This window comes from Micromonospora sp. NPDC004336, assembly GCF_053602615.1.
On sequence record NZ_JBSGDY010000246.1, the window covers coordinates 1 to 6,765 of the forward strand.

Genomic DNA, 6,765 nt, shown 5'->3' on the forward strand with positions numbered 1-6,765 from the left:
CGATCTTCTTCCCTAGACAAGAGGAATGATCGATCAAGGGCTGTCCCCATGATCAGCCGGGGTCGATGCCACCGCCCAGCAGGTTAAAGATCAAGCTAGTGTGACGACCCTGGGTATGTCCACTATGGTCTGCGGGTGGTCCCCACAACCGCCATTGCGGCTCTATCGCCAAAGACTGACATCGCCCGCCCGGTTCCCCAGCTGGGACAAGTAGTCGAGGTACGCGGCTCAACCTGGGCGGTTGCGCGGGTGCAACCACAGGGGCTGCCGCGGAGCCCGGCAGACGAAGCCGTGGCCTCGCTAAACCACGCGGTGACCCTTCAGGCGCTCGACGAGGACCGCCTGGGTGAGGAGCTGACGGTCGTCTGGGAGCTGGAGGTCGGCCACACGGTCACGCCCGCTCAGGGACTACCTACGCAGGTCAACCCGGACGCCTTCGACGACCCGAACACCCTCGCCGGGTTCGTCGACGCGATGCGCTGGGGCGCGGTGACCTCGGCGGACGACCGTAGCGTGCAGGCGCCGTTCCACAGCGGTGTGGCGGTGGAGGCTTACCAACTGGAACCGCTGCGCCGGGCGCTGTCCTCGCCCCGGACGAACCTGCTGCTGGCCGACGATGTCGGCTTGGGCAAGACCATTGAGGCCGGCTTGGTGGTGCAGGAGCTGCTGCTGCGGCACCGGGCGCGTACCGCGATCGTGGTGTGCCCGCCAAGCTTGTCCCTGAAGTGGCAAGACGAGATGCGGGACAAGTTCGGTCTGGACTTCACGATCATCAACAGCGAGATGATGCGGGAGGTACGGCGCCGCTACGGCCTGCACGCGAACCCGTTCCAGCTCTATCCCCGGGTGATCGTGAGCATGGCGTGGCTGCCGCAGGTGCGAGCCCAGCGGATGCTGCGTGACGTGTACGCGCAGGCGGCGAACACGAAGACCGCCCGGCGGTACGCGTTCGACATCCTGATCGTGGACGAGGCGCACCACGTCGCGCCGGCCAGCCCGTCGTCGATCGGTGGTGGGCGCGGCTACGCCGTCGACACGCAGCGCACGACCGCAGTCCGGGATCTGGCGGACAAGTGCGAGCACCGCCTGTTCCTCAGCGCCACGCCACACAACGGGCATCCGGAGTCGTTCACGGCGCTGTTGGAAATGATCGATTCGCGCCGCTTCAGCCGTGGCGCGCTGCTGGACGAACGGGCGTTGCGGGAGGTGACGGTTCGGCGGTTGAAGTCGGACCTGCCGGAGAAGGGTTTCCGGCCGCGGGAGCTGCGGATCATCCCGTTCACACCGCGCGCCGACGAGCAGGAGATGTTCGCTCTGCTGGATCGGATTCTCGCCGAGAGTGCGAAGGCGAACGGGACCGGCGAGTCCGGCGACATCACGGCGATGCTGTTCAAGAAGCGGTTTTTGTCGAGCCCGTGGGCGTTCGGCATGACCTTGCAGTCGTACCTCGTCGCGCGGTCGGTGGGCCAGGCGCCGACGGACTGGGACTACGACGACATCCTCGGTGAGGGGCAGGCCGACGAGGAGGAAGGCCTGTGGGAGCAGAACGAGGCGACGGCCCTGCGGTACAGCAAGGCCACCGACCCGCTAGTCGCCGCCGCGCCAGGCGAGTTGCAGCGACTGGCCGAGTGGGGCCTGAGCTTCGAAAGTCGACCCGACTCTCGCCTCGATGAGCTGATCACGGCCCTGGACGCGATCTGCCGACCGGGCGGATTCTGGTCCAACGAGCGCGTCGTGGTGTTCACCGAATACGCCCACACTCTGGAGTGGGTACACCGGGTGCTGGTGCAGCAGGGCTACGGCGACGTGCTGGAAGTCATCCAGGGGCAGACGCCGACCGACGAGCGCGAGCTGATCCGCGAGCACTTCACCACCGAGCCGTCGGCAAAGAACCCCGTGCGGGTGCTGCTGGCCACCGACGCAGCCGGTGAAGGCATCGACCTCCAGGACCACTGCCACCGGCTGATCAACCTGGACATCCCGTTCAACCCGTCACGGCTGGAACAACGAATCGGTCGGATCGACCGGTACGGGCAGCAGCAGACCCCACTGGTGTTCCAGTTCTCCCCGGACCGCTCGGCGACGCTGTACAGCGCAGACATGGAGTTCATGGGCCGGATCGCCCGCAAGGTGGTGACGGTCGCGCGTGACCTCGGGTCGGTCAACCAGGTCATCGCCGACGAGATCCAGGAGCACTTCACCCGTTCGTCCGCGGGACGGCGTAAGAAGGTCGCGCTCGACGGTAACGCCGTGATCAACAAGGCGTTGGCCGGCGGGTTGGACCTGAACAGCCGGTTGACTCAGTTGGAAAAGGGCTACGCCGACAGTCGGGCGGAGCTGCACCTGGAGCCGGAGAATCTGCGGCGGGTGGTCGACACCGCGCTGCGGATCAGCCACCAGCCGCCCCTGGTGGTGGCCGGCGACGACCGGACCGACGCAGCCGTGTTCACCGTGCCGCCGCTCGGTCCGGCCTGGCAGTCGACGTTAAAGGGTCTGGACACCCGCTCCGAGCCTGGCGTATTGCGGCCGATCACGTTCGACGACAAGGCCGCGGCAGGGCGTAAGGACCTGGTCTACGTCCACCTGGGTCATCCGCTGGTGAAGAAGGCCCAGAGGCTGCTGCGGCGGTCGCTGTGGAGTGCGGACGCGCCGTTGCACCGGGTCACGGCGGTCGTGGTGGATGGGTTGGAGGAGTCCTTCGTCGCGGCCGTCACCCGGATGGTGCTGGTCGGCCGGGGTGGGCTGCGCCTGCACGAGGAGATCTTCCTCGCCGGCGTACGCCTTCGGGGCCGCCGTGCCATCGCCGAGGAACGCGCCGAGCAACTGCTTGACCAAGCCCTTGACGCCGGCAGGCTGACGCTGGCCGCTGCAGACGTCCGCGCCGACCTGGCCAGAGAGTGGAACGAGCCGGCGTCCCCGCTGCGGGTCCGGCTGCTCGACTCGATGACGCAACGTGCCGAGTCCCGCCATCAGCGGGTCAACGACCAGCTCGCTAAACGCGAGGAGGCCGACGTCACCCGGGCGCGGGAGATCTTCGCCGCGTTCCGCCGCAACCTGAACGAGTCGCTGGACCAGCTCACCAGCGCCGAGATGCAGGACCAACTTGCTCTCTTCCCCGATGATCAGCAGCGGCAGCGCCGCCGCGACATCGAAACGATGCGCCGCCGGCAGGACGAGCTCGGCGACGAGGAGCAGCGGGAGATCGCGGCGATCACCGAGCGGTACCGCGACGTCAAGCCACACACCACCGCCGCGGCGGTGGTGTTCGCGCTCACCCCGGCCGACGCCCAGCGAGGAGGTTCACGCTGATGCGGACCGCCCGTACCTACCGCCCGAAGACGGCCAGCGAGCTGCACCGGGCGTGGCTGGAACTGGTCGAGACAGACGGCCCGTTCCTGGCGATCCCGCCGCTGAAGCGGGTGTGGCCGCAGGGCATACCCGCCCTGGGCCCCGAACGCCTCGACGTCCTCCGCGAGGCCAGGCCGGCGTTCGACCACGCCTGGGAAGCCCTCGACATCGACCCGGACGACGAGATCGTTCAGGCCAAGTACGCCGAGGTCCGCGACGTTTGGGTGCAGACCGTCCTGCGGAACGTCGTCGGATGGCGTACCTCACTGGCCTGGGGTCCCGACTGCGCGCCCGGGGTGACTGCGCATTCGCCCGACCGGAGGATCTCCGTCACCCCGCAGGCCGCGCTGCACGGGCCGGACGGCATCGGCGCGCTGGTCGGCGTGGTCGACAAGTGCGACAGCCTGCACGCCACCGGCACCGACGGCTGGGCCGCCACCGCCATCGACCGGATGGAAGCGATGCTGCGCGGCGCCGGCATCGCGATCGGCATCGTCACCGACGGCCGCTGGTGGGCGCTGGTCTGCGCCCGGCCGGACGCGATGGTCGCCTCCGGCATCGTCGACGCCCAGACCTGGGTCGAGGAACCGTTGGCCCGCAACGCCTTCCTCACCGTCGTCGCCCGGCAGTACATCATCGGCGGTGACCCGAACGAGCGGCTCCCCAAGCTGTTCGAGGAGTCCGTCGCCGCCGCCGAGGAGATCACCGAAGCTCTCGGCGCCCAGGTCCGCCGCGCCGTCGAGCTGCTGATCCAGGCGTTCGCCGAGACCGCCGCCGACCACCACAGGCGCGGCCTGCGCGATCCGCTCCCGGATAACCCGCACGACACCTACTCCGCGGCCGTCACGGTCATGATGCGGGTCGTCTTCCTGCTCTTCGCCGAGGAGCGCGGCCTGCTGCCGCAGAGCGAGCTCTTCCTGCAGGGGTACGGCATCAGCGGTGAACTCGACGACCTGGAACAGCGCCGGCTGCGCGACGGCGAGGAATCGTTGGACAGCACCTATCTGACCTGGCACCGGTTGCTCGCCACCAGCCAGGCCCTCTACCGGGGCGCGTCGTTCGAGAACATGCGGATGCCCGCGTACGGCGGATCGCTCTTCGACCCGGACCGGTATCCGTTCCTGATCGCCGCGAACGACAACGGCACCCTCGCCATGCCCGTCTCCGACCGGGTAATGCTGCACGTCCTACGCTCGGTGCAGGTCGCCGAGCTCAAGGGCGGCGACGCCCGCCGGATCTCGTTCCGGGACGTCGACGTGGAACAGATCGGCTACATCTACGAAGGGCTGCTCGGCTACTCCTGCACGTGGGTCACCGGCGACACCCAGGTCGGCATTGTCGGTGCCACCGGAGCGGAACCGGAGATCCCGCTGACCGTGCTGGAGCAGCTCGCTGACGCCAATGCGACTTCGGCGAAACTGGCCACCGCGATCATCGCCTGGCTCAAGGAGAACCAGCCCGCTGCCACCCCGCCGAGCGCGAACGCGTTGGCGAAGCGCCTCGCGGCCACGCCCGGCGACGACGCAGACCGCATGCTGCGCGCGGTGACCGATGACGACGACCTGCGCGCACGCCTGCTGCCATGGGCCGCCATCACCCGGCCCGACCTGCGCGACCGCCCCACCGTCGTCCTAGACGGCGGCCTAGTGGTCACCGAGACGCCGTCACGACGCAACGCCGGAGCCCACTACACCCCGAAAGACCTTGCCGAGGAGGTCGTCCAGCACGCGCTCGAACCGCTCTGCTACTCCCCCGGTCCTCTACAGGTCCCCGAGAGCAGCGGCGCGTGGAGACTGCGCGGGTCGGACGAGATCCTCAACCTCAAGGTGGCCGACATCGCCGCCGGCTCCGGCGCATTCCTGGTCGCCGCAGCACGTTATCTCGCCGCCCGTCTCGTCGAGGCATGGATCGCTGAGGACCCCGCCAACGCCCACCGGCACGACCTCGGCCAACACGCGATCCGCGAGGTCGTCGCCCGCTGCCTGTACGGCGCCGACATCAACGCGATGGCCGTCGAGATGTGCAAGCTGTCGCTCTGGCTGGTCTCCCTCGACCGCGACCTGCCCTTCTCGTTCGTCGACGACAAAATCCTGCACGGCAACTCCCTACTCGGCCTCACCGACCTACGCCAGCTCCGCACCCTGCACATCGAGGCACCGACCCACCGACAGGCCAGGCTGACTGCCCAGAATGTGGACGCCACCATCCGGCGGGCCGTAGACCTCCGACGTGACCTTGCCAGTGAGGTACGCGAACACGACCCCATGCGCAGCGCCGCCGCCAAGCAGCGCCAGCTAAATCAGACTCGCAAGCTCACTGCCGACCTACGCATCGCGGCCGACGGGGTAATCGCTGCCGGGCTCCGCCTCGGCGGCAAACCCGGTAAAGCCCTCGACGAAGCATACGAGAACCTTGCCGAGGCTGTGGATGCAGCGTTCCCACACGACGATACGACGCCAGACCCACGCCAGCTCAAGGCTATCCTTACGGCAGGGCTGATGCCCACTGTTGAGACCGACGATAAACGCTGGCAGCCACTACATTGGGTACTTGAGGTACCCGATGTTCTGATTGATCACAAGGGCTTTGACGCAATCATTGGAAACCCACCCTTCCTGATGGGAAAAAAGATTACGCCAGCGGTTGGGCAGAACGTACGCGAATGGCTAATCAATCAGCTTGCCGCTCAACAGAAGGGAAACGCTGACCTTGTCGCGTACTTCTTTTTGCGGGCGTTTGCGCTTCTAAATCAGCATGGAACAATCGGCCTGATTGCTACGAATACGATTGCGCAGGTGGCCAGTCGAGAAATCGCATTAGACAGAATCGTAAAGGACGGACTTGAGATCACCCGAGCCATACAAAGCGCCCCATGGCCGTCCTCTAGCGCAAACATCGAGTTTGCTGCGGTGTGGGGCACCCGCCAGAGAGTTTCCGAGGCAGCGGTCAAAATAGCCAATAGCATTCCAACCAAATGGATCTCTACATTCCTCGAACCAGGAGACGGCCCTCAACACGACCCTGAGCAACTTACCGAGAACACCGGCGGATGCTTCCTTGGATGTAAACTTCGAGGCACTGGATTCATTATCGATCCGACTACTGCGGCGGCGTGGATGGAGCGGGATCCACGGTACAAGGAAGTGCTATTCCCGTACTTGTCTGGAGACGACGTAAACTCAGAACCCGATCTGACGCCCCCTCGCTGGGCCATAGATTTCGGCGAACGGTCCGAAGCCGAGGCAGCGCAATACGAGCTGCCCTTTCGGCACGTTGAGAAGCACGTCCGACCTTACCGCGAGACGCTTTCAACCCCCGCCCTTAAGGGACGTCTCGTAACTCAGTGAAGGCGTTGTCCGGCATCGGCCGGCGGTCAGCCAGCGAGGATGATGTTGTGGAGGTTGGCGATGCCGGAAG

Annotated in this window: 2 protein-coding genes; both read left to right on the forward strand. The window is 66.6% G+C overall.

The window, feature by feature from the left end:
• The first annotated feature begins 135 nt into the window (after positions 1–135).
• Complete coding sequence (gene drmD, locus ACWENR_RS28775) at positions 136–3,309, forward strand: DISARM system SNF2-like helicase DrmD (protein ID WP_452280091.1); 3,174 nt, start codon at positions 136–138, stop codon at positions 3,307–3,309.
• A complete protein-coding gene (locus ACWENR_RS28780) occupies positions 3,309–6,695 on the forward strand; it encodes an Eco57I restriction-modification methylase domain-containing protein (RefSeq protein ID WP_452280092.1) in 3,387 nt (1,128 codons plus the stop codon). Before drmD ends, ACWENR_RS28780 begins: the two co-directional genes overlap by 1 nt.
• The last annotated feature ends 70 nt before the right edge of the window (positions 6,696–6,765 follow it).

What these genes read in the sequence shown, in the direction of transcription:
- ACWENR_RS28780 (WP_452280092.1), top strand. Translation starts at nt 3,309, where the DNA reads ATGCGGACCGCCCGTACCTACCGCCCGAAGACGGCCAGCGAGCTGCAC.